Consider the following 19623-nt stretch of genomic DNA (forward strand, 5'->3'; position numbering starts at 1 on the left):
CCATTCAGACGCGCTTGCGACGCTCACGCAATGAAGCGATCCGTGATCACGTCCGGCGGGGGGATCCCCGCGGGAAGACTCCCGAAGGGGAGACTGCCCTCCCCCACGGCCCGCTCCGACGCGCCCGAGGACCCCTTCGCGCGGAAGAATGGGTCCATGAGCCAGCAGCCCGCCGAGGTCCCGGTCCAGACCTCCGCCACCGCGTCCCCGCAGCCGTCCCCGGGTTCCATAGCGGCGCACCGCCCGTACACCGCCCCCGAGGCAGACGGCAGCGCCCTTGAGGCCGGTCTCGACGCAGAGATCGACGCGTACGACGCGGACGACGGCGACGACGGCTCCCGCGAACTGCCGCAGGGCCGCTTCCTGGACCGCGAGCGCAGCTGGCTCGCCTTCAACGAGCGGGTCCTGGAACTCGCCGAGGACCCGACGACCCCCCTCCTCGAACGGGCGAACTTCCTCGCGATCTTCGCGTCGAACCTGGACGAGTTCTTCATGGTCCGGGTCGCCGGCCTCAAGCGCCGCATCGCCACCGGCGTCGCCACCCGCTCCGCCTCCGGCCTCCAGCCCCGCGAGGTCCTCGACCTGATCTGGACCCGCTCGCGCGAGCTGATGGCCCGGCACGCCGCCTGCTACCAGCAGGACGTGGCCCCGGCCCTGGCCGACGAGGGCATCCACCTGATCCGCTGGCCGGAGCTGACCGAGAAGGAGCAGGCGCGGCTCTTCACGCTCTTCCGGCAGCAGGTCTTCCCGGTGCTGACGCCGCTCGCCGTGGACCCGGCGCACCCGTTCCCGTACATCTCCGGCCTCAGCCTCAACCTGGCCGTCGTCGTGCGCAATCCGGTCAGCGGCCACCGCCACTTCGCGCGCGTCAAGGTGCCGCCGCTGCTCTCCCGCTTCCTGGAGGCGTCCCCGCAGCGGTACGTCCCGCTGGAGGACGTGATCGCGGCCCACCTGGAGGAGCTGTTCCCGGGCATGGAGGTGCTGGCGCACCACATGTTCCGGGTGACGCGGAACGAGGACCTGGAGGTCGAGGAGGACGACACGGAGAACCTCCTCCAGGCCCTGGAGAAGGAGCTCATGCGGCGCCGCTTCGGCCCGCCGGTGCGCCTGGAGGTCGAGGAGTCCATCGACCCGTACGTGCTCGACCTGCTGGTCCGCGAGCTGAAGGTCTCCGACGCCGAGGTCTACCCGCTGCCCGGCCCGCTCGACCTCACCGGACTGTTCGGCATCGCCTCGCAGGACCGGCCCGAGCTCAAGTACCCGAAGTTCGTCGCCGGCACCCACCGGGACCTCGCCGAGGTCGAGACCGCGTCCGCGCCCGACGTCTTCGCCGCGATGCGCGAGCGGGACGTCCTCCTCCACCACCCGTACGACTCCTTCTCCACCTCCGTCCAGGCGTTCCTGGAGCAGGCGGCGGCCGACCCGGACGTCCTGGCGATCAAGCAGACGCTGTACCGGACCTCCGGCGACTCCCCGATCGTCGACGCCCTGATCGACGCGGCCGAGTCCGGCAAGCAGGTCCTCGTCCTCGTCGAGATCAAGGCCCGCTTCGACGAGCAGGCCAACATCAAGTGGGCGCGGAAGCTGGAGGAGGCCGGCTGCCACGTCGTCTACGGCCTGGTCGGCCTCAAGACGCACTGCAAGCTGTCGCTGGTGGTGCGCCAGGAGGGCGAACTGCTGCGCCGGTACTCGCACGTCGGCACCGGCAACTACCACCCGAAGACGGCCCGGCTCTACGAGGACCTCGGCCTGCTCACCGCCGACCCGCAGGTCGGCGCGGACCTCTCCGACCTCTTCAACCGGCTCTCCGGCTACTCCCGCCGCGAGACCTACCGGCGGCTGCTCACCGCCCCGAAGTCGCTCCGCGACGGGCTGGTCTCGCGGATCACCAAGGAGATCGCCCACCACCGGGCGGGCCGGCCGGCGTACGTGAAGATCAAGGTCAACTCGATGGTCGACGAGGCCGTCATCGACGCCTGCTACCGGGCCTCCCAGGCGGGCGTCCCGGTCGACGTCTGGGTCCGCGGCATCTGCGCCGTGCGCCCCGGCGTCCCCGGCCTCTCCGAGAACATCCGGGTCCGCTCCGTCCTCGGCCGCTTCCTGGAGCACTCCCGGATCTTCGCCTTCGGCAACGGCGGCGAGCCCGAAGTCTGGTTCGGCAGCGCCGACATGATGCACCGCAACCTGGACCGGCGCATCGAGGCCCTGGTCCGGGTCTCCGACCCCGCCCACCGGGCGGCCCTCACCCGGCTCCTGGAGACCGGGATGTCCGACACCACCTCCTCCTGGCACCTCGGCCCGGACGGGAACTGGACGCGTCACGCGACCGATCCCGAGGGCAAGCCGCTGCGGCACGTGCAGGAGATGCTCATCGACGCGCGGAGGCGCCGGCGTGCACAACCTTGACCCCACCCAGTCCACGCGGGAGGACGTGACCGCGGGCGAGGTCCTGGCCCCCTACCTGCACGCCCGGGCCGCGGACTTCCTCCGCGGCCTGCGGCAGCACGGCGAGAGCGGCGCGGACACGTCCGGAGCGGAGGAGGCCGCCGGCACGCTGCGGGCCGCCGCCCGCCGCATCAGCGGGAGCCTGCACACCTACCGGCCGCTGCTCGACCCGGCCTGGGCCGACCAGCTCAGGACCGAGCTGGCCTGGCTCTCCGGCACCCTCGCCCTGGAACAGGCGTGCACCTCCCGGCTCGTGCGGCTCATGGACGCGCTGAACCGGCTGGCCGGCGGCGGCGGGCCGGTGCCGGCCGCCCGCGGCTCGGAGAGCGCCGGGCTCGCCGTCGGCGCCGCCCGGGCCGGCGCCCTCCTGGAACGGCAGCTCACCCTCGCCAGGACCCGCGCCCACTCGGCCGCCCTCCAGGCCCTCGGCTCCTCGCGCTTCCACGCGCTGGCCGACTCCGTCGCCCTGCTCGCCTCCGAGGTGCCGCTCGGCCCGGCGGGCGCGGCCCCCGCCCCCGAGGTCCTCGACGCCTCCGCGTCGGTCGCCCGCCGCCGCCTCCTCGACGCGGTCGAGGCGCTGCCGCTGACCCGCGCCGCGCACCCGTACAACGCGGAGGCGCTGGCCCTGGCCGCCGGCGAGAACCAGGACGCCCCCTGGCACCACACCCGGCTGCTGCTGAGGCTCCACCGGTACGCCACCGAGGTGACCTCCCTCGGTGGCGTACCGGACGCGCCGCTGTACGAGGCGGCCCGGGCCCTCGACCGCCACCGCGACGCCGCGGAAGCCGCCGCGGCCGCCGCCGGCGCCGCCCGCACCCCCCGCATCGCGCCGGCCACCGCCTACGCCCTCGGCGTCCTCCACGCCGACCAGCGCCACGAGGTGGAAGCCGCCCGCTTCGCCTTCCAGCGCGCCTGGCGCACGGCCGCCGTGCCCGTCCCATGACCTCCCCGGAGCCGGTCCTGGCGGCGGGCTGCGTCCTGTGGCGCCCGTCGCCTTCCGGCCGCGGCATCGAGATCGCGCTGGTCCACCGGCCGAAATGGGACGACTGGTCGCACCCGAAGGGGAAACGGAAGCGCGGCGAGGACGCGGAGGAGTGCGCGCTGCGGGAGGTCCGGGAGGAGACCGGACAGCGCTGCGAGCTGGGTGCCCGGCTGCCCACCGTGCGCTATCCGGTCGAGGGCCGCCCCAAGGAGGTCGACTACTGGGCGGCCCGCGCCCTCGGCGGGACCTTCGTGTCCGGCCGGGAGGTGGACCGGCTGCTCTGGCTGCCGCCGGCGGCGGCCCGCACGCGCCTGACCCGGCCGCGCGACCGCGAGCTGCTCGACGCCCTCCTGGCGACCGCCCCGGCCCCGGACCGGCAGCCGCCCGACGCCCGCTAGCCCCTCCCCTCGTACCGGCTCCGCTCCGCCCCGCCCGTACCGGCCCCGAGCCCCCGCCGGTACGGCCCCCGGGTCTGCCCCCGCTCGGGACACCCCGGCCCGCCCGCGCACGGCCCCGGGCCGTCCAGTCGCCCCCGGCCGCGCGGGGCGGTCCGGGCGTACCTCCCCGGCACCCCGTGCCGAGCCGCACCGTGGCTTACGGCACGGTTCACCTCGCGTTCACTCTCCACGGCTGGCCGCTTCACCTGATCTGCCTAATTTCGGCCTTACGCGGTGCACGGAGCCTGACGATGCACCCGACAACCCGACACGCGCCGCCTCGAAACGACGGACACCCGGTCCGGAACACGGCGGCCTCTGGAAGGAACCCCCGAAAGTGAAGCTTTCGCGCAACAACGGGCTTCGCGCCTCCGCGATCGGTGCCCTCGTCGTCTCCGGCGCGCTGGTCCTCTCGGCGTGTGGCTCGGACGACAACAACGAGCCCACCAAGGGCGGTGGCAAGCAGACCTCGGCCGCCGCGTCGAACATCAAGTGCGACGGCGCCAAGGGTCAGCTGCTCGCCGCGGGCTCCAGCGCGCAGGAAAACGCGATGGACCTGTGGGTCAAGAACTTCCAGGCCGCCTGTGAGGGCGTCGAGGTCAACTACCAGGGCATCGGCTCCGGTGGCGGCATCACCAAGTTCAACCAGGGCCAGGTCGCCTTCGCGGGCTCCGACTCCGCCCTGAAGGACGAAGAGGTCGCCGAGTCCAAGAAGATCTGCAAGGGCGGCACGGGCGTCAACCTGCCCATGGTCGGCGGCCCCATCGCCATCGGCTACAAGCTGGAGGGCGTGGACAACCTCGTCCTGGACGCCTCCACCATCGCCAAGATCTTCGACACCAAGATCACCAAGTGGAACGACCCGGCGATCGCCAAGCTGAACCCGGGCGCCAAGCTCCCCGACTCCACCATCCAGGCCTTCCACCGCTCGGACGAGTCCGGCACCACCCAGAACCTGGGCAAGTACCTCTCGACCGCCGCCGCGGCAGACTGGAAGTACGACCCGAAGACCAAGTCGTGGCCGGCCCCCGGCGGCCAGGCCGCCAACGGCTCCTCCGGCGTCGCCCAGGCCGTCAAGGGCGCCGAGGGCTCCATCGGCTACTTCGAGCTCTCGCACGCCACCGCCAACAAGATCTCCACGGTCAGCGTCAACACCGGCGCCTCCGCCCCGGTCGCCGCCACCTCGGAGAACGCCTCCAAGGCCATCGCCGCCGCCAAGGTCAAGGGCACCGGCAACGACGTGGCCCTCTCCCTCGACTACGCCACCAAGGCCGAGGGCGCCTACCCGCTGGTCCTCGTCACCTACGAGATCGCCTGCGACAAGGGCAACAAGGCGGAGACCCTGCCGACCCTGAAGGCGTTCCTCAACTACGCCATCAGCGAGGAGGGCCAGAAGGTCCTCACCGACGCCGACTACGCCCCGATGCCGGCCGAGATCGCCGCCAAGGTCCGCGCGATCGTCCCGACCCTGTCCTGACCCCCGGCCGGGGGCGGCGCCCACCTCCCGTGGAGGGCCGCCCCCGGCATCCGGTGCACCGCCGCCAGGAGCCCGTACGGACGTACGGCTCCGCAGACCGGAGAAACCGATGGTTACCACGACACCACCAGCAACGGACAAGAACAGGAGCCGGCGCGCCAAGAGCGCGGCCCGCCCGGGAGACCGCATCTTCAGCGGCCTCTCCAAGGGCTCCGGCATCACCCTGCTCGTCATCATGGCCGCCATCGCGGCCTTCCTGACCTACCGCACCGTCCTCGCCGTCTCCAAGGACAGCACCAACTTCTTCACCACCTTCGAGTGGAACCCGGCGGGCGACCCGCCGGTCTTCGGCATCGCCGTCCTCGCCTTCGGCACGATCGTCTCCTCGGTCATCGCCATGGTCATCGCCGTGCCCGTCGCGATCGGCATCGCGCTCTTCATCTCGCACTACGCGCCGCGCAAGCTGGCCAAGCCGCTCGCGTACGTGGTCGACCTGCTCGCCGCCGTGCCCAGCATCATCTACGGCCTCTGGGGCGCGATCTTCCTCGTCCCGTACCTGGACGGCCTCAACCAGTGGCTCGACCAGTACCTCGGCTGGACGTACGTCTTCGACAAGTCCGCCGACGGCGTCGCCCGCAACCTCTTCACCGTGGGCATCCTGCTGGCGATCATGATCCTCCCGATCATCACCAACGTGACCCGCGAGGTCTTCCTCCAGGCCCCGAAGATGCACGAGGAGGCCGCGCTCGCCCTCGGCGCCACGCGCTGGGAGGTCGTCCGCATGGCCGTGCTGCCCTTCGGCCGCTCCGGCATCATCTCCGCCTCGATGCTCGGCCTCGGCCGCGCGCTCGGCGAGACCATGGCCGTCGCCGTGGTCCTCTCCCCCAGCTTCGTCCTCTCGGGCCACCTGCTCGACCCGGGCGGCGGCACCTTCGCCCAGAACATCGCCGCGAAGTTCAACGAGGCCAACGAGTACGGCCGCGACGCCCTGATCGCCTCCGGCCTCGTCCTCTTCGTCATCACCCTGCTGGTCAACGGCGCGGCCCGGTGGATCATCGCCCGCCGCAAGGAGTACTCGGGGGCCAACGCATGAGCCACGCCGTCCAGGAACGCCCGGTCGCCTTCACCAAGCCCCGCGGCCCCCTCTCCCACGCCCGCCTCCCGCGCTGGACCCCGGCCGCCATCGCCGCCGGCTCCGTCGCCGCGGGCGTCGGCATCGGCCTCGCCGCCGGCTGGCACAGCAAGGTCCAGTGGGGCATGACCGCCGCCCTGGTCTTCGTCCTCGCCACCTATGTGATCACCACCAAGGTGGAGGGCTCCCGCCAGGCCAAGGACCGCATCGCCACCAGCCTCGTCTGGGTCTGCTTCGTCCTCGCCGTCGTCCCGCTGCTCTCCCTGGCCTGGGTCACGGTCAGCAAGGGCATGGAAGTCCTCGACGGGTACTTCCTCACCCACTCGATGAACGGCGTCCTCGACGTCGAAGAGGGCGGCGGCGTCTACCACGCCCTCCTCGGCACCATCGAGCAGGTCGGCATCGCCACCCTGATCGCCGCCCCGATCGGCCTGCTCACCGCGGTCTACCTGGTCGAGTACGGCACCGGGAAGCTCGCCAAGGCCGTCACCTTCTTCGTCGACGTCATGACGGGCATCCCGTCGATCGTCGCGGGCCTCTTCATCCTGTCCACCTGGACCCTGATGCTGGGCTTCGGCCCCTCCGGGTTCGCCGGCGCGATGGCCCTCGCCATCCTGATGATGCCGGTCGTCGTCCGCTCCACCGAGGAGATGCTCAAGCTCGTCCCGAACGAGCTCCGCGAGGCCTCCCTCGCCCTCGGCGTCCCCAAGTGGCGCACGATCCTGAAGGTGGTCCTCCCGACCGCGATCGGCGGCATCACCACGGGCGTCATGCTCGCGGTCGCCCGCATCACCGGTGAGACGGCCCCCGTGCTGCTCCTCGTGTTCGGTACGAAGCTCATCAACCCGAACCCCTTCGAAGGCGCCCAGTCCTCCCTGCCGCTCTACGTGTACGAGCAGTACGCGGTCGGCACCGACGCCGCCGTGGCCCGCGCCTGGGCCGCCGCGCTCGTCCTGATCGCCTTCGTCATGATCCTCAACATGGTGGCCCGCGGCATCGCCCGCTGGAAGGCCCCCAAGACCGGCCGCTGACCGCGGCACTCTGGATGTGAACTGATATGGCCAAGCGAATCGACGTCAGCGGCCTCTCCGCCTACTACGGCAACCACAAGGCGATCGACGACATCTCCATGACCGTCGAGCCCCGCTCGGTGACGGCCTTCATCGGCCCCTCCGGCTGCGGCAAGTCCACCTTCCTGCGCACCCTGAACCGCATGCACGAGGTCACCCCCGGCGGCCGCGTCGAGGGCAAGGTGATGCTGGACGACGAGAACCTGTACGGCTCCGGCGTCGACCCGGTCGCCGTGCGCCGCACCGTCGGCATGGTGTTCCAGCGCCCCAACCCCTTCCCCACCATGTCGATCTTCGACAACGTGGCGGCGGGCCTCCGGCTCAACGGCTCGTACAAGAAGGCCGAGCTGGCCGACGTCGTGGAGCGCTCCCTCAAGGGCGCGAACCTCTGGAACGAGGTCAAGGACCGCCTCAACAAGCCGGGCTCCGGCCTCTCCGGCGGCCAGCAGCAGCGCCTGTGCATCGCCCGCGCGATCGCGGTCGAGCCGGACGTGCTCCTCATGGACGAGCCCTGCTCGGCCCTCGACCCGATCTCGACCCTCGCGATCGAGGACCTGATCGGCGAGCTGAAGGAGCGCTTCACGATCGTCATCGTGACGCACAACATGCAGCAGGCCGCCCGCGTCTCGGACCGCACCGCCTTCTTCAACCTGGCGGCGGTCGGCCAGCCCGGCAAGCTCATCGAGCTGGACGACACCGAGCGCATCTTCTCCAACCCGAGCGTCCAGGCGACCGAGGACTACATCTCCGGCCGCTTCGGATAACCAGGACGTCCCGCCCGTGCGTCCCGGCCGCCGGGGCGACCACATCGCCCCCGGCCCACCTCGCGCACGGTGCCGGACCACCCCGTCTGCGGTGCTGCATGGCGGTGCCACCGCACGACGAAGGGCCCGGCTCCCCCCAGGGGAGCCGGGCCCGACCATTTGCTTCCGTCCGCCCGTCAGCCGAAGAACAGCCGCACCGCGTAGAAACTCAGCGCCGCGACGATCGCCGCGGCCGGCATCGTGATACCCCATCCCCCGGGGGACGACCCCCGGACCCCCGGCAGAGCCGGGGCGAAGCCACCGTCAGCCGAAGAACAGCTGCACCACGTAGAAGCTCAGCGCCGCGACGATCGCCGCGGCCGGCATGGTGATGAACCAGCCGAGGATGATGTTCTTGGCGACGCCCCAGCGGACCGCGTTGACGCGCTTCGTGGCGCCGACGCCCATGATCGCCGAGGTGATGACGTGGGTGGTCGAGATCGGCGCGTGGAACAGGAACGCCGAGCCGAACATGATCGACGCGCCGGTGGTCTCCGCCGCGAAGCCCTGCGGCGGGTCCAGCTCGATGATCTTGCGGCCGAGGGTCCGCATGATGCGCCAGCCGCCCGCGTACGTACCGAGCGAGAGCATCACCGCGCAGGCGATCTTGACCCAGACCGGGATCTCGTCGCCCTGCTGCTGCACATCGGCGATGACCAGGGCCATCACCACGATGCCCATCGTCTTCTGGGCGTCCTGGAGGCCGTGGCCGAGGGCCATGCCGGCGGCCGAGACGGTCTGGGCGATGCGGAAGCCGCGCTTGGCCTTGTGCGGGTTGGCCCGGCGGAACATCCACATGATCGCGCACATCACCAGGTAACCGGCGACGAGGCCGACGACCGGCGAGATGAACATCGGGATGACGACCTTGTCGAGGACGCCGCCCCAGATGACCTCCGTGCCACCGGCCAGCGCCGCGCCCACCATGCCGCCGAACAGCGCGTGGGAGGAGGAGGACGGCAGGCCGAAGTACCAGGTGACCAGGTTCCAGATGATCGCGCCGACCAGCGCGGCGAAGAGGATGCCCATCCCCTTGTCGCCGTGCGGCGTCTCGATCAGGCCCTCGCTGACCGTCTTGGCGACCCCGCTGCCCATGAAGGCACCGGCGAGGTTCATGACCGCAGCCATCGCGAGGGCGGCCCGCGGGGTCAGCGCCCGCGTCGACACCGAGGTGGCGATCGCGTTGGCCGAGTCGTGGAAGCCGTTCGTATAAGTGAAGCCGAGCGCGACGCCGATGGTCACGATCAGGGCGAAGGTGTCCACGAAGCCTCAGGACTCCTTGACCGCGATGGTCTCCACCGTGTTGGCCACGTGCTCGAACGCGTCGGCCGCCTCTTCCAGCACGTCGACGATCTGCTTGAGCTTGAGCACCTCGATGGCGTCGTACTTGCCGTTGAAGAGGTGGGCGAGCAGCTTGCGGTGGATCTGGTCGGCCTGGTTCTCCAGCCGGTTGACCTCGATCCAGTACTCCGTGAGGTTCGCCATCGTCCGCAGGTTCGGCATCGCCTCGGCGGTGAGCTCCGCCGCCCGGGCCAGGACCTCGATCTGCTGCTCGACGCCCTTGGGGAGTTCCTCGACGTTGTAGAGGACGACCAGGTCGACGGCCTCCTCCATGAAGTCCATGATGTCGTCGAGGGACGAGGCGAGGGAGTAGATGTCCTCACGGTCGAACGGCGTGATGAACGAGGAGTTCAGCTGGTGGAAGATCGCATGGGTGGCGTCGTCGCCGGCGTGCTCCGCTGCCCGCATCCGCTCCGCGATCTCGGCCCGGGCGGAAGGCTCCGCTCCGAGCAGTTCCATCAGGAGCTTCGAGCCCGTGACGATGTTGTCCGCGGACGCGGCGAACATGTCGTAGAAGCTCGTCTCCCTGGGGGTCAGACGAAATCGCACGTGAGGTCCTCGGGGTGCTGGGTTTCGGTCAGGCTGATGCTAGGCGCATCATCCAGCCACGGCTAACCGGCGTCCTCTCAGTGTCGCCCATCAGGCACAGTGATCTGCACGAGACCCCCGGCCCCGATCGGCGGGGATCGGTACCATATACCCACGAGGGGTATACACCCCCTTATCTGGACAACGGGAGGACGCGATGACGACCACCGAGGCGGACCAGGTCACCCCCGAGGCCGTCGAGTCCGTCGAGCCGGCCGACCACGCCCACGGGGTGCACGGCTACCACAAGCAGAAGGACGAGCACCTCAAGCGGCTGCGGCGGATCGAGGGCCAGATCCGCGGTCTGCAGCGGATGGTCGACGAGGACGTCTACTGCATCGACATACTCACCCAGGTCTCGGCCTCCACGAAGGCGCTGCAGTCCTTCGCCCTCCAGCTCCTGGAGGAGCACCTGCGGCACTGCGTGGCGGACGCCGCGGCCCACGGCGGCGACCTCGACGCCAAGGTCGAGGAGGCCACCAAGGCGATCGGCCGGATGCTCCGCACCTGAGCCCGCCGGCCCCGCGCCCTCCGACGCGCTCAGCCGGCCGGTTCGACCCGGAGCACCTCGTCGATCAGGTCGGCGCTGAGCCGTTCCCCGTCCGCGGCCGAGGCGGCGATGATCAGCTCGCCACACAGCTCTATCTCTGCGAGGGCGACGCCGTCGGGGTCAGCGGTCGCGGTTGCGGTACCGGGCGGAGCCACGCGCCTTCACCTCTTCCTTCCGGAGTCGGTGTCCCAGCGTAGGGATCGGGCCACGGACCGCGCATGACACGGACGGACCATTTGACGATGGTCCGAACCACGCGCCGCCCGGCCGGGCTCCTCAGACCTCGACCTTGCCCGCGTAGATGTCCCGCCCGTCCGGCAGCGTCACCAGGACCCGCGCCCCGAAGCCGTACAGCAGCGTCGTCGAGGAGACGGCGACCGCGCGCCCCTGGTTGCTGAAGCTGAACCGGTGGCGGACCTTCCGCAGCCGGCCGTCCCCGTCGAGATACGCGTCGAAGGGCACGGCGTCGGTGGTGAACCCTTTCGCCGCCGCGGCGAGCGGGCCCCGCAGCTGCGGCACGGCGACCTTCGCGGCCACGGCGATGTCCGCGACGCCCCGGTAGTGCCGCACCTTCACGCCCGCGAGCTCGGTCTCCCCCACGTACGTCACGTCCCGCGCCCCGCGCAGCAGCTCGGCCGCCGCGCCCGGGTCGGTGGCCCCGCCGGTGACCAGATTGCCGTCGTCGAGGGCGGTGGTGTCGACCCGCACCCACTTGTCGGCGGGGACGCCGGCGCCGCGGTTCTTCATGTAGAGGGCGCCGGGGGTGAGGAGCTCGGTGATCGGCCGGTGCTCGCTGGTGCCGGCCGCGTCCTTGGGGAGCACCACCTGGAGGTGGCCGGTGCGGCGGCGGAAGTCGTAGCCGCCCTCGCCCCGGATGGTGACGCGGGTCCCGCCGGACGCCATCTCCATCGCGGTCGACGCCTTGGCGCTGCCCGCCCTGACCAGGACGTCGGCGGCGCCCCGCACCGCGCCCGCCGGGTCCGGCGGCGGGGCCGGCTCCTCGGCGCCGACACACCCGGTGACCGCCGCGGCGACCAGGGACGCGGTGACGGCGAGCGCCCCGCCGCCGAGTCCGCGCGGACGCCCGTACCGCTGCACCACCATCGCCCGTCAACCCCCAGAAGACTGGATTCCCGATGCGGATAACGACGGCACGGACGAGCCGTCACGCGCAGTACGGTGGGGGCGTGCATGAGCAGAGCGCGACCGGCCCGCACCACACGACGACGACGGAGCGCGGCTCCTTCGCCCTGGCCCGCTGCAGCTGCGGCTGGACCGGCCCGGCCCGGCGCTCCCGCGACCGCGCCCGCACGGACGCCACCGACCACCTGAGCACCACCCGCACCGGGGACGACGTACCGGCCTAGGACCTGTCTGATAATTGATCTTGTGGTGGGTCGTGGTGAGCTGACGGATGCGGCGTGGGAGCGGATAGTGCCCCTGCTGCCGGGTGTTGATGGTCGTGGGCGGCCGTGGCGGGATCACCGGCAGGTGATCAACGGGGTGTTGTGGCGGTTGCGGACCGGTGCTCCGTGGCGTGACCTGCCGGAACGCTACGGGCCGTGGCAGACGGCCTATGAACGGTTTGCTCGCTGGGAGGCGGACGGCACCTGGGCCCGCCTGCTCGAACAGGTCCAGGTCCGTGACGACTCCGTCGGAGCCGTGGAGTGGACCGTGTCGGTCGACTCCACGGTCAGCCGAGCTCACCAGCACGCCGCCGGCGCCCGCAAAAGGGGGCGGCGTCGGGGGACGAACTGGAAGATCCGGCACGTCCATCGGCTGGCCAGGCGCTCGGCCGGTCCCGCGGCGGGCTGACCACCAAGGTCCATCTCGCCTGCGACGGCCGGGGCCTGCCCCTGGCCGTCGTCGTCACGCCCGGCAACGTCAACGACTCCACCGTCTTCGACACGGTCATGGATGAGGTGAGGGTGCCCCGGACCGGTGCCGGGCGCCCCCGCCGGAGGCCCGACGCGGTGATCGCGGACAAGGCGTACTCGTCCCGGGCGATCCGCCAGACTCTGCGACGGCGGGGCATCCAGGCGGCGATCCCGGAGCGGGCCGACCAGAAGGCCAACCGGCTGCGGCGAGGGAAGGCCGGTGGCAGGCCGCCGGCCTTCGACCGCGAGCTCTACAAGGCCCGCAACGTGGTCGAACGCTGCTTCAACCGCCTCAAGCAGTTCCGCGCGATCGCCACCCGCTTCGACAAACTCGCCGCCCGCTACAAGGCCGGAGTCCACCTCGCCGCACTCATCCTCTGGCTCCGCGAACCCACCCAAGATCGTTTGTCAGACAGGCCCTAGGGCCCGTCGGGCCGTGGGTGCCGGGCCCGGCCCGCCCGGCGGGAACGGTTCGGACGGGGTCTAGGCCGCGAGGCCCTTCTCGCCGCGGCCTTCCTCGGCGGGGCCGCCGAGACGGGGTTCGGGGATGCCGACCGTCTCCGGGCGGGCGGCGGAGCCCCCGGCCCGGCGGGAGCGGACCAGCCGCGCGCCGCGGCGCGAGCGGGCGGCCGCGGAGACCAGCGGGGTGAGCAGCGCCAGCGTCAGCGGGGCGAGGAGCAGCGCCACGGCGGTGCCGAGCGCGAGGCCGCCGATGACGTCGGTGGGGTAGTGGACGCCCATGTAGACCCGGGCGAAGCCCTCGGCGAGGGCGAGCCCGATGGCGAGCAGGCCGAAGCGGCGGTGGGCGACGAAGAGGGCGACGGCGATCGCCATGGCCATCGTGGCGTGGTCGCTGACGAAGGAGTAGTCCGTCTTCCCCGCGACCAGGACCTCCAGGCCCTCGTGGTCCTCGAAGGGGCGGGGCCGCTCGACGAAGCCCCGGATGGGGATGTTGACGAGGAGGGCGAGACCCGCCGCGAGCGGGGCCCAGACGATCCCGGCGACGGCCGAGACGGAGTCCGCGAGGGCGCCGCGCCGGCGAACGCTCCACCAGCACCAGAGCACCACGAGGACCATCGCGAGCATGATCCCGTACTCGCCGGTGAACTCCATGACCCGGTCGAACCACGGGGGAGCGTCCTTCGCCAGCCCGTTGATGTCGTACAGCAGGGCGACATCGGGACTCGAACCGTCCGATGCGAGTTCAGCCATCTGTCGCGGCCCCTTGCTCTCGTGTCTGGTTTCCAACCCCCGTGGTTCAGACGTGGTCAGAGTCGTCGGAGGGGGAACGAACCTCCTGAGGCACTCGTTCCGCCGTCTCCCGTGGATCATGACGACGTTACCGAAGAGTGACGCTCCCCCGCAGCTCAGGGCCCGCGCATGACGGAGAGTTCCGACCGGGCGGGCCGTCAGTTCAGGCCCGTGCCCCCGGCAGACCGGTCGGCAGGGCGGCGGCGCCGTCCTCGGTGACCCGGGTCGCCCCGAAGTAGTCCGGTGTGTCGATCCGGTCGAAGCGGATCACCGCCCCGGTCCGCGGCGCGTCGATCATGTAGCCGCCGCCCACGTAGATGCCGACGTGACGGATCGCCCGCGAGTTCGTCAGGTCGTCGGAGAAGAAGACCAGATCACCGGGGAGCAGCTCGTCCCGGCTCGGATGCGGCCCCGCGTTGTACTGGTCGTTGGCCACCCGCGGCAGCTCGATCCCCACCGCGTCGTACGCGGCCTGCGTCAGCCCCGAGCAGTCGAACCGCCCGCCCTGCGCCGCCGTTCCGGTGCCGCCCCACAGGTACGGCGTGCCCAGCTTGCCCTGCGCGTAGTGGATCGCGCCCGCCGCCTGCTGCGAGGGGGCGAGCCGGCCCTTCGGCCGGGCGAAGCTCTTCTCCAGCGACCGGATGATCCGCACGTAGTTCCGCGTCTCGCCGTACGGCGGGACGCCCTTGTACTTGATGACGGCGTAGGCACCCGCGTTGTACGCGGCCAGCATGTTGCTCGCCGGATCGCCGGGCACGTCCTTCACGTAACCGGCGAGCGCGCAGTCGTACGAGGCGGCCGACGGGATCGCGTCCTGCGGGTCCCAGATGTCCCGGTCCCCGTCCCCGTCCCCGTCGACCCCGTGGCTCGCCCAGGTGCCCGGGATGAACTGCGCGATGCCCCGCGCGTCCGCCGGCGACACCGCCCGCGGGTTCCAGCCGCTCTCCTGGTACAGCTGCGCCGCCAGGAGCGCCGGGTTGATGGCCGGGCAGAGGTTGCCCCAGCGCTGCACGAGCCCCTGGTACATCGCCGGCACCGAACCCTTGGCCAAAGCCACCGTGCCCGTCGCCGCCGAACCCGCGCCGCCGAGGAAGCCGGCCGCCGCCGCGTACGTACCGACCAGGAGCAGGGCCAGGAACCCGGCACAGAGCCCGAAGGCCCCGCCGGTCAGCAGCCACGCCTTGCCCGCCCTACGCACCGTCAACCACCCCTCGGCTCATGGCAGTACGCCCGGAGCGCCAGTCTAGGCGGGACGCCCCCGCCCGGAAACGGTGCCCGCCCGACGCGGCCCCAAGAGTGCAACAACGACAATCATTGCCCGGAGTCACCCTCCGTGATACACAGAGTGACCATACGCTTCTTCGCATGGAATCCGGCCGCACCGCCGCAGGTCAAGACGGTCGGACCGGTCACGTGTGCGGGAATCGGGTAAAGAGAGCCGTCAAGCCGTCACACGCGGGCGGTTTCATCAGCGAAGATAGTGGTGATGCCCCATGCCGTCCGGCAGGGGGGACCAACGACCCGACAGGGGCGGTGAGTTATATGTACCTGGCGGCTGAGAAGGGCGACATCACCACCATCATCGGTGGAATCGCCCCGAACTGGGGCCCTTTCGGAAGCCTCGGCGCCGAAGCCAAGATCATGATCGAGGTCGTGATGGCCATTGCCATCCTGCTCTGCCTCGGCATCGCCATCTGGGGAGCGGCCAAACAGCGCATCGGCGCGACCGCGCTCCGCGACACCTTCAGCGCGGAACAGGGCAAGGGCCTGATCGTCGCCGGCCTCACCGGCGTCTTCATCATCGGATCCCTCGGAACGCTCTTCACCATCGTCTACGGAATGGCGATCTGACCGCGCGTCACCCGCGGTCCCATCCACGAACGAACGAGGGGGCGTACCCGGCATGAGTCCCGGCGACGAGCACGACGGCTACGGCGGCTCGGGCCAGACCCGTACCCGCCTGCCCGAGGGCAACACCGGTGACGTCCACGGCGGCACCCGACGCCCCGCCCGCGGCTCCCGCTCCCTCCTCATGGGCGTGGGCGTCGTCGTGCTGCTCGTCGCCGCCATCGCCCTCGCCAACCGCGGCGGCGAACCGTCGGACGCGTCCCCCTCCACCACCACCCCCGGCAAGGCCGCCACCGCCCCCACCGGCACCCGCCCGGTCACCGGCACCAACGGCACCGTCCCCACCGGCCACGCCCACGACGAACAGGGCGCCCAGTCAGCCGCCGCCAACTACGCCGTGGCCCTCGGCTCCACGGACATGTTCCAGAAGGGCCCCCGCGAAGCCATCGTCCGGGCGGTGTACGCCCCCGAGGTCGTCGACGACCTCCTGAAGCGCCTCGACGCCTCGTACTCGCCCGAGCTCATGGCGAGCCTGGGCCTGGAGAGCAACGGCAACGCACCCAGCGGCCTCACCTTCGTCTCCCGCACCGTCCCGGTCGGCACGAAGATCAAGGAGTACGGAGAGGACACGGCCACCGTCGAGGTCTGGTCCACCGGACTCGTCGGCCTGGCGGGCGAAGGTTCCACCAGGCCCGTCACCTCCAACTGGTTCACCCTCACCCAGAAGCTCGTGTGGAGCGGAGGGGACTGGCGGATCTCCTCCTCCAGTCAGACCGAGGGCCCGACCCCGGTCAACGGCGACAACCGCGCCTCCGTCGCCGGCGAGATCGCCGAAGCCGTCGAACAGTACGGAGGGTTCACCTATGCCCGCTAGCCGAAGCCTCGCGGGCCGTGCTGCCGTGCGCGCCGGTGCGCTCGCCGCGCCCCTCCTCGCCGCTGCCCTCGCCGCGCCCGTGCTCCTCGCCGGCACCGCGCACGCGGACCCCACCCCCACACCGACCGGACCGAGTCCGACCGGCAGCCCTTCGGTGCCCACGCCCTCGCCGACCCCCACCAACAGCGACTGCGGTCTCATCGTCGGCCAGGCCAGGGAACTCTGCGAAAGCAGCCGGCCCGGAGGCGGGTCCAACACCGGCGGCAGCGACCCCTCGGACCCCGCCTCCGCCCTCGACCCCCTCACCTCCCTCGCCCGCGGCTGCGCCGACGCCGCCGTGGCCGTCATCGACTACCTCTCCAAGGCGGTGAAGGAGACCGCCGAGGTCGACTTCACGAACACCGAGTTCCTCGGCCGCTACGCCGTCGTGTTCGCCGCCGCCACCTTCCTCACCGTCCTCCTCTGGCTGCTCGCCGTCGCCAAGCGCGCCATGCGCGGCGTGCCGCTCACCACCGCGCTCTCCGAGGCCGTCGGCTTCCTCTGGCTGACCGTCCTCGCCTCCGCCTTCACCCCGCTGATCCTCTACACCGTCGTCAACGCCACCGACGCCATCACCGAGGTCATCGCCTCCGGCACCGGCCAGCAGACCGACGTGTTCTTCGGCGCGTTCAAGCAGGCCCTCCAGAAGGGCGACTCGATCAGCGGCGGACCGATCATGCTGATCATCGTCAGCCTGGTCACCGTCCTCGCCGCCGGCGTCCTCTACCTGGAGCTCTTCCTCCGCGCCGTGCTCCTCTACGTCGGCGCCCTCCTCGGCGTCGTCGTCTACTCCGGCCTCGTCGACAAGAACATGTGGGGCCACGTCCGCCGCTGGGCCGGCATCATGATCGCCGTCATCCTGGTCAAGCCGGTCATCGTGATCGTCCTCGGCCTCGCCGGCGCCCTCTCCTCCGGCACCGGCCCCGACTCCTTCTCGGCCGTCGTCTCCGGCCTCGCGATCATCCTGCTCGCCATCTTCTCCTCCGCGATGATCTACCGCTTCGTCCCCGGCTTCGGCGACGAGATCGTCGCCTCCCGCAACAACCGCCTCCACCGCGCCGGCGAGAACGCGGCCGCCGCCGTCATCTCCTCCCCCGCCTCCCTCGTCTCCCAGGGCATCAAGACCCACAGCACCCGCGACAGCGGCTCCGGCGGCGGCCAGGCCTCCTCCTCCGCCACCCCCCGCCCCGCGAACCAGCTCTCCGGCGGCGTCGCCGCCCACAGCAGCCGCACCCCCCAGGGCGGCGGCGCCACGCCCCCGCCCCGCAACAGCAGCCCCACCGCGGGCACCCCGCACAGCAACCGCAAGAACACAGGAGCAGGAGGTGCAGGGCGTTGACGACCCAGTCCCAGCCGGTCACGCCCCGCCGCACGTATCTCATCGGCCGCGCCCGGCCGAACGCGATCGTCGGCAAGAACCGCGAGACCGGCGAGATCGCCATGATCGTCGTCGGCGCCTTCCTGGGCATGATGAGCGGACTCCTCGTCCCCCTCCTCCCGCTGCGGATCGCGCTCCTCGCCGGCCTGCCCATGCTCGCCATCGCCGCCGTGTACCTCCCGTACAAGCAGCGCACGTTCTACAAGTGGTTCGAGATCAACCGCAGCTACAAGCGGATGCTCAAGCGCGGCACCGCCTACCGCTCCACCGCCGTCGAGGCCGGCACCCGCCTCGACGGCCGCGAGGTCGAGGTCGGCCCGCCGCCCGGCATCGGCCGCGTCAGCTGGCTCGCCGCCCCCTTCGGCCCCGACGAGATCGCCGTCCTCCTCCACGCGGACCGCCGCACCGTCACCGCCGCCATCGAGATCGAGGGCCCCGGCGTCGGCCTGCGCGACTCCGAGGACCAGGAGGCCCTGGTCGACCGCTTCGGCACCCTCCTCAAGCACGTGGCCAACGGCGACGGCTTCGTCACCCGCCTCCAGATGCTCGCCCGCACCCTCCCCGCCGACCCCGACGCCCACGCCAAGGACGTCGCCCAGCGCGGCGACCCGACCGCGCCCGGCTGGCTCCAGGAGTCGTACGACCAGCTCCAGTCCATGGTCTCCACCTCCAGCGAGCAGCACCGCGCCTACCTCGTCGCCTGCATGCACTACACCCGCGACCTCGCCGCCGAGGCCAACGCCATGGCCCACGCCACCCGGCACGCCACCGGCGCCCGCCGCCTCGACCGCGACGGCGGCCTCGCCGTCGTCATGGCCCGCGAGCTCACCGACATCTGCGCCCGCCTCACCGAGGCCGACATCCGGGTCCGCCAGCCCCTCGGCCAGTCCCGGCTCGCCTCCCTGGTCCACTCCATGTACGACCCGGACCACCCGATCGACCACATCCAGGCCATGACGAAACGAAACGCTTGGCCCGCCGAACTCGACGCCATGGAGGCCACCTACCTCCAGGCCAAGACCCGCGAGTCCTCCACCCGCGCCCCCTGGTGCCACGCCACCGCCTGGGTCAAGGAGTGGCCGATGACCCCGGTCGGCGTGAACTTCCTCGCCCCGCTCCTCGTCCACACCCCCGACGTCATCCGCACCGTCGCCGTCACCATGGACCTGGAACCCACCGAGGTCGCCATCGAGCGCATGCTCACCGAGAAGACCAACGACGAGGCCGAGGCCTCCCGCCAGGCCAAGATGAACCGCACGATCGACCCGCGCGACATCGCCGCCCACGGCCGGCTCGACCAGCGGGGTGAAGATCTCGCCAGCGGCGCGGCAGGCGTCAACCTCGTCGGGTACATCACCGTATCGGCGCGCTCGCCCGAGGCCCTGGCCCGCGACAAGCGCACGATCAGGGCCTCCGCCGGCAAGTCGTACCTCAAGCTGGAGTGGTGCGACCGCGAGCACCACCGGGCCTTTGTGAACACCCTGCCGTTCGCGACCGGCATCCGCCGCTAAGGCCGAAGGGGCACCGACCG

The 19623-nt window shown here is 71.4% G+C and carries 20 protein-coding genes; 14 read left to right on the plus strand and 6 right to left on the minus strand.

The window, feature by feature from the left end:
* Nucleotides 1–156 precede the first annotated feature (156 nt).
* The 7 genes from ACF1ED_RS32735 (at nt 157) to pstB (ending at nt 8307) form a co-directional block, all read left to right on the plus strand.
* The gene (locus ACF1ED_RS32735; protein ID WP_391766711.1) at nt 157–2406 is read left to right on the plus strand and encodes an RNA degradosome polyphosphate kinase; all 2250 of its coding nucleotides are present in this window, start codon (nt 157–159) and stop codon (nt 2404–2406) included.
* Nucleotides 2393–3388, plus strand: a complete 996-nt coding sequence (locus ACF1ED_RS32740; protein ID WP_391766713.1) for a CHAD domain-containing protein — start codon at nt 2393–2395, stop codon at nt 3386–3388. Before ACF1ED_RS32735 ends, ACF1ED_RS32740 begins: the two co-directional genes overlap by 14 nt.
* A complete protein-coding gene (locus ACF1ED_RS32745) occupies nt 3385–3825 on the plus strand; it encodes an NUDIX hydrolase (protein WP_391766715.1) in 441 nt (146 codons plus the stop codon). The genes ACF1ED_RS32740 and ACF1ED_RS32745 overlap by 4 nt, the downstream gene beginning before the upstream one ends.
* 376 nt (nt 3826–4201) lie before the next feature.
* On the plus strand, nt 4202–5341 hold the full coding sequence (gene pstS / locus ACF1ED_RS32750; protein WP_391766717.1) for a phosphate ABC transporter substrate-binding protein PstS: 1140 nt from the start codon (nt 4202–4204) through the stop codon (nt 5339–5341).
* Between the two features lie 109 nt (nt 5342–5450).
* Nucleotides 5451–6434, plus strand: coding sequence for a phosphate ABC transporter permease subunit PstC (gene pstC / locus ACF1ED_RS32755; RefSeq protein WP_391766719.1), 984 nt, complete (start codon nt 5451–5453; stop codon nt 6432–6434).
* The gene (gene pstA, locus ACF1ED_RS32760; protein WP_391766721.1) at nt 6431–7504 is read left to right on the plus strand and encodes a phosphate ABC transporter permease PstA; all 1074 of its coding nucleotides are present in this window, start codon (nt 6431–6433) and stop codon (nt 7502–7504) included. The genes pstC and pstA overlap by 4 nt, the downstream gene beginning before the upstream one ends.
* Nucleotides 7505–7530: 26 nt before the next feature.
* Complete coding sequence (gene pstB, locus ACF1ED_RS32765) at nt 7531–8307, plus strand: phosphate ABC transporter ATP-binding protein PstB (RefSeq protein ID WP_391766723.1); 777 nt, start codon at nt 7531–7533, stop codon at nt 8305–8307.
* Between the two features lie 303 nt (nt 8308–8610).
* On the opposite strand, the gene ACF1ED_RS32770 is transcribed toward pstB, so the two are convergent.
* Nucleotides 8611–9609, minus strand: a complete 999-nt coding sequence (locus tag ACF1ED_RS32770; protein ID WP_391766725.1) for an anion permease — start codon at nt 9607–9609, stop codon at nt 8611–8613.
* A gap of 6 nt (nt 9610–9615) precedes the next feature.
* Entirely contained in the window at nt 9616–10236 is a 621-nt protein-coding gene (locus tag ACF1ED_RS32775) for a DUF47 domain-containing protein (protein ID WP_043229755.1), read from the minus strand.
* Between the two features lie 196 nt (nt 10237–10432).
* Between ACF1ED_RS32775 and ACF1ED_RS32780 the strand changes: the two genes are divergently transcribed.
* Nucleotides 10433–10786, plus strand: coding sequence for a metal-sensitive transcriptional regulator (locus ACF1ED_RS32780; RefSeq protein ID WP_229883913.1), 354 nt, complete (start codon nt 10433–10435; stop codon nt 10784–10786).
* Between the two features lie 29 nt (nt 10787–10815).
* Here ACF1ED_RS32780 and ACF1ED_RS32785 read toward each other — a convergent pair whose 3' ends face one another.
* Both ACF1ED_RS32785 and ACF1ED_RS32790 read right to left on the minus strand, forming a co-directional pair.
* The gene (locus ACF1ED_RS32785; RefSeq protein ID WP_383461914.1) at nt 10816–10980 is read right to left on the minus strand and encodes a hypothetical protein; all 165 of its coding nucleotides are present in this window, start codon (nt 10978–10980) and stop codon (nt 10816–10818) included.
* A gap of 121 nt (nt 10981–11101) precedes the next feature.
* Nucleotides 11102–11929, minus strand: coding sequence for a hypothetical protein (locus tag ACF1ED_RS32790; protein ID WP_391766728.1), 828 nt, complete (start codon nt 11927–11929; stop codon nt 11102–11104).
* A gap of 83 nt (nt 11930–12012) precedes the next feature.
* Here ACF1ED_RS32790 and ACF1ED_RS32795 point away from each other — a divergent pair, with 83 nt between their 5' ends.
* Together ACF1ED_RS32795 and ACF1ED_RS32800 are read left to right on the plus strand one after the other, a co-directional pair.
* Complete coding sequence (locus ACF1ED_RS32795; RefSeq protein ID WP_391766730.1) at nt 12013–12192, plus strand: hypothetical protein; 180 nt, start codon at nt 12013–12015, stop codon at nt 12190–12192.
* Between the two features lie 22 nt (nt 12193–12214).
* Nucleotides 12215–13125 (plus strand): IS5 family transposase gene (locus ACF1ED_RS32800; protein WP_391766732.1). Its coding sequence is split into 2 segments (ribosomal slippage): nt 12215–12554 and nt 12554–13125, totalling 912 coding nucleotides; the frame shifts between segments, so codons are not numbered across the junction.
* Nucleotides 13126–13185: 60 nt separating this feature from the next.
* Here the strand turns inward: ACF1ED_RS32800 and ACF1ED_RS32805 are convergent.
* Nucleotides 13186–13914, minus strand: a complete 729-nt coding sequence (locus ACF1ED_RS32805; protein WP_391766734.1) for a phosphatase PAP2 family protein — start codon at nt 13912–13914, stop codon at nt 13186–13188.
* 202 nt (nt 13915–14116) lie between these two features.
* Nucleotides 14117–15157 (minus strand): NlpC/P60 family protein, encoded by a 1041-nt coding sequence (locus tag ACF1ED_RS32810; protein ID WP_391766736.1) that lies wholly within the window; start codon nt 15155–15157, stop codon nt 14117–14119.
* 338 nt (nt 15158–15495) lie between these two features.
* Between ACF1ED_RS32810 and ACF1ED_RS32815 the strand changes: the two genes are divergently transcribed.
* From ACF1ED_RS32815 to ACF1ED_RS32830, 4 genes are read left to right on the plus strand one after another with little or no spacing between them, the layout of a single operon-like run.
* Nucleotides 15496–15804, plus strand: coding sequence for a hypothetical protein (locus ACF1ED_RS32815; RefSeq protein ID WP_351844234.1), 309 nt, complete (start codon nt 15496–15498; stop codon nt 15802–15804).
* Between the two features lie 52 nt (nt 15805–15856).
* The gene (locus ACF1ED_RS32820) at nt 15857–16675 is read left to right on the plus strand and encodes a hypothetical protein (protein ID WP_391766738.1); all 819 of its coding nucleotides are present in this window, start codon (nt 15857–15859) and stop codon (nt 16673–16675) included.
* Complete coding sequence (locus tag ACF1ED_RS32825; RefSeq protein ID WP_391766740.1) at nt 16665–18053, plus strand: hypothetical protein; 1389 nt, start codon at nt 16665–16667, stop codon at nt 18051–18053. Before ACF1ED_RS32820 ends, ACF1ED_RS32825 begins: the two co-directional genes overlap by 11 nt.
* Nucleotides 18050–19603, plus strand: coding sequence for an SCO6880 family protein (locus ACF1ED_RS32830; RefSeq protein WP_391766742.1), 1554 nt, complete (start codon nt 18050–18052; stop codon nt 19601–19603). The genes ACF1ED_RS32825 and ACF1ED_RS32830 overlap by 4 nt, the downstream gene beginning before the upstream one ends.
* Nucleotides 19604–19623 lie beyond the last annotated feature (20 nt).

Origin of the sequence: Streptomyces sp. NPDC014656 (genome assembly GCF_043084305.1) — a bacterium.
Classification (GTDB): domain Bacteria; phylum Actinomycetota; class Actinomycetes; order Streptomycetales; family Streptomycetaceae; genus Streptomyces.

Bases quoted from the DNA above. Each gene is read 5' to 3' on its own strand.
- ACF1ED_RS32815 (WP_351844234.1), top strand. From the start codon at position 15,496: ATGTACCTGGCGGCTGAGAAGGGCGACATCACCACCATCATCGGTGGA.
- ACF1ED_RS32805 (WP_391766734.1), bottom strand. From the start codon at position 13,914: ATGGCTGAACTCGCATCGGACGGTTCGAGTCCCGATGTCGCCCTGCTG.
- pstC (WP_391766719.1), top strand. From the start codon at position 5,451: ATGGTTACCACGACACCACCAGCAACGGACAAGAACAGGAGCCGGCGC.
- ACF1ED_RS32820 (WP_391766738.1), top strand. From the start codon at position 15,857: ATGAGTCCCGGCGACGAGCACGACGGCTACGGCGGCTCGGGCCAGACC.
- ACF1ED_RS32825 (WP_391766740.1), top strand. From the start codon at position 16,665: ATGCCCGCTAGCCGAAGCCTCGCGGGCCGTGCTGCCGTGCGCGCCGGT.
- ACF1ED_RS32790 (WP_391766728.1), bottom strand. From the start codon at position 11,929: ATGGTGGTGCAGCGGTACGGGCGTCCGCGCGGACTCGGCGGCGGGGCG.
- ACF1ED_RS32735 (WP_391766711.1), top strand. From the start codon at position 157: ATGAGCCAGCAGCCCGCCGAGGTCCCGGTCCAGACCTCCGCCACCGCG.
- pstB (WP_391766723.1), top strand. From the start codon at position 7,531: ATGGCCAAGCGAATCGACGTCAGCGGCCTCTCCGCCTACTACGGCAAC.
- ACF1ED_RS32780 (WP_229883913.1), top strand. From the start codon at position 10,433: ATGACGACCACCGAGGCGGACCAGGTCACCCCCGAGGCCGTCGAGTCC.
- pstA (WP_391766721.1), top strand. From the start codon at position 6,431: ATGAGCCACGCCGTCCAGGAACGCCCGGTCGCCTTCACCAAGCCCCGC.
- ACF1ED_RS32745 (WP_391766715.1), top strand. From the start codon at position 3,385: ATGACCTCCCCGGAGCCGGTCCTGGCGGCGGGCTGCGTCCTGTGGCGC.